We start from the raw sequence: 3,071 nt of genomic DNA on the forward strand, positions 1-3,071 counted from the left end.
GCGGGTGCGAGACGAGCGCGGCGGGCAGCCGGCCCGGCGCACCGACAGCGATGCCGCTAAGTCGGATTTCATCGCCGCGGCCCGGCGCGCTGCCCAGGCGGCAGCGGCGGAAGCCGACACGCTGAAGCGGCAATCGACCATGACCGGCCCGGTGAAGGCACTGCGGATCGGCGACCTGCTCAAGGCGCGGCGCAAGCCGATCCTGATGGCTGCGGCGGCCATCATGATGGCTCTGGCCGGTCTGCAGCTGGGCAAAGCCTTCCTGTCCGATCCGGTCGAGACGGCCAACAACCAGCCTGCTCTCTCCACGCAAACGGTCGATACGGCTTCGCTCAACGCCACCGCCGCGCCGCAGGCCGACACGCAGAAGACCGACACACCGAAGATTGATGCCGCTGCACAGCCCGAAAGCGCGCCTGCCCGTCCCGTCAGACAGGCGGAGCCCGTCCAAGAGACGGCACCGGCCGCATCTGTCCCCGCAAGTCCCGAAAGAGCAGCCGCCACGCCGGCCGAACCGGCACCCGCGCCGGTGGCGCTTGCAGCGCCTGCCGCACCGGCGCCGATGGCTTCGGCGACGCCATCCGAGCCCGCCGCCTCGGCTGCTACTGCGACGGACACGGACGGCGACACGCAGCCGATGGCCAAGGAGCCCGTGACGGCCGGTCCGGCAGCCGGCGGCGGCGCGTCCAGCGCGCCTGCGGCAGCCTCCGCCGACACGACAGGCACCGTGCCGCCGGCCGGGAGCCAGACGGCAGCCGCCAAATTCGACATTCCGTCCGAAATCGGTCCGGTGGCGCTGCGCGACGCCGCCGCCGGCGGCGACGCCAAGGCGCTGTTCGAGGTCGGCTCGCGCTATGCTGAATCGCGCGGCGTGAAGGAAGACATGAAGGCCGCCGCCAAATGGTACGAGCAGTCGGCCGAGCTCGGCTTCGCCCCGGCCGAATACCGCATCGGCAATTTCTACGAAAAGGGCATCGGCGTCGCGCGCGACATCAAGAAGGCCAAGACCTACTACCAGCTCGCCGCCGAGCAGGGAAACGCCAGCGCCATGCACAATCTCGCGGTGCTGTTCGCCATGGCGGCGGACGGGGTGACCGACAATGAATCGGCGACGCACTGGTTCCAGGAAGCCGCCGACCTCGGCGTCAAGGACAGCCAGTTCAACCTCGGCATCCTGGCGGCCAAGGGCGTCGGCATGAAGCAGAACCTGGAAGAGTCCTACAAGTGGTTCGCCCTGGTCGCCAAGACCGGCGACAAGGACGCCTCAGCCAAGCGCGACGAGATCGCCAATGCGCTGCGGCCCGAGCAGCTCGAGCGGGCGCGCGCCGCCACGGAATTGTGGAAGGCCAAGCCGCTCAACGCCGCCGCCAACTCGGCCGACATTCCGGAATCCTGGCAGGACAGCACGCCGCAGACCACCGCCGGCATCGACATGAAGAAGGCGGTGAAGAACATCCAGCTGATCCTCAACAAGAACGGCTACGATGCCGGCGGCGCCGACGGCGTCATGGGCGGCAAGACCAAGACCGCGATCATGGCCTTCCAGACCGACAACAAGATGACGCCGACCGGCGAGATCGACGCGCCGCTCGTCAAGGCGCTCTTGGCGAAGAAATAACGGCAGGCGCGTCGCATACACGACGCCCTGCCACACATTTGCCTGTTAACTGATTGAGATGGTTTTTGTTTCGGCGCGGCGGCGGGGTTTTGACCCGCCGCCGCACCGGCGCAAGAAAAAATTGGCTTTTCGGTGCTTTAGTGTCCGGGGACGGCACTATGCGCCGACAGACAAACTGATCGAGACAGCCGGGTGGGCATCTATCTCCCGATCGCGGAAATTTCCGTCAACGTCTTCGTGCTGCTGGCGATGGGCGCGGCGGTGGGCTTCCTGTCGGGCATGTTCGGGGTCGGCGGCGGCTTCCTCATCACGCCGCTTTTGATCTTCTACAACATCCCGCCCGCGATCGCGGTCGCCACCGGCGCCAACCAGGTCATCGCCTCCTCCTTCTCCGGCGCGCTGTCGCATTTCAAGCGCGGCACGCTCGACTTCAAGCTGGGCGGCGTGCTGCTGGCCGGCGGCATCGTCGGCTCGACAGCCGGCATCTTCGTGTTCGCGCTGTTGCGCCGGCTCGGCCAGCTCGACCTCTTCATCTCGCTGCTCTATGTGGTGCTGCTCGGCACGGTCGGCGGGCTGATGCTGGTCGAGAGCCTCAACGCGCTGCGCGCCAGCCGCAGCGGCGCGGCGCCCGTGCTGAAGAAATCCGGCCAGCATAACTGGATCCACCGGCTGCCGTTCAAGATGCGCTTCCGCGCCTCCAAGCTGTTCGTCAGCGTCATCCCGGTGCTCGGGCTCGGCGCCGGGATCGGCTTCCTGTCGTCGATCATGGGCGTCGGCGGCGGCTTCATCATGGTGCCGGCGCTGATCTACCTGCTCAAGGTGCCGACCAATGTCGTTATCGGCACCTCGCTGTTCCAGATCATCTTCACGTCGGCCTACACCACGCTGGTGCATGCCACGACCAACCAGACGGTCGACGTGATCCTGGCCTTCCTGCTGATGGCCGGCGGCGTCGCCGGCGCGCAATATGGCGCCAAGGCCGGCCAGAGGCTGCGCGGCGAGCAGCTGCGCGCGCTTTTGGCGATGCTGGTGCTGGCCGTCGCCATCCGCCTTGCCGTCGATCTCTTCGTGACGCCGCCAAATCTCTATTCGCTGTCCGCCGCGGGCCTCAACTGATGGCGGGATTGAGAGCGTTTGCAGCCGCCGCCTCGTTGTCGATGCTCTTTGCCCTTTCCCCGGCGACGGCGCAGGCGCCGCCCACCGAAAGCATCCAGATCGGCCTTTCGACCGACGCGATCTCCATCACGGCGGGCTTCTCCGGCGCCGACCTCACCATCTTCGGATCGCTGGAAAATCCCGACCCGCTGATCGCCAGACAGGGCCGCTACGACGTGGTCGTCGTGCTCGAAGGGCCGCCGCGCCCGGTCGTGGTGCGGCGCAAGGACCGCGTGCTCGGCGTCTGGATCAACCTGGACTCCGAAACCTTCGAGAACGTGCCTGTCTCCTATTCCGT

The 3,071-nt window shown here is 67.1% G+C and carries 3 protein-coding genes; all 3 read left to right on the plus strand.

Translation table 11 applies throughout. The features are described 5' to 3' along the window. Positions 1-1,618, plus strand: a 1,618-nt coding sequence (locus tag EOA28_RS30720) for an SEL1-like repeat protein (RefSeq protein ID WP_189342263.1), incomplete at its 5' end; no start/stop codon positions are given. Between the two features lie 192 nt (positions 1,619-1,810). Continuing rightward, positions 1,811-2,734 (plus strand): sulfite exporter TauE/SafE family protein, encoded by a 924-nt coding sequence (locus tag EOA28_RS30725; protein WP_127250794.1) that lies wholly within the window; start codon positions 1,811-1,813, stop codon positions 2,732-2,734. Beyond that, positions 2,734-3,071: TIGR02186 family protein (locus tag EOA28_RS30730; protein ID WP_189342265.1), on the plus strand; the 338-nt coding region annotated here is incomplete at its 3' end. The genes EOA28_RS30725 and EOA28_RS30730, both read left to right, overlap by 1 nt.

It is taken from the genome of Mesorhizobium sp. M2A.F.Ca.ET.067.02.1.1 (assembly GCF_004023285.1).
Taxonomy (GTDB): domain Bacteria; phylum Pseudomonadota; class Alphaproteobacteria; order Rhizobiales; family Rhizobiaceae; genus Mesorhizobium.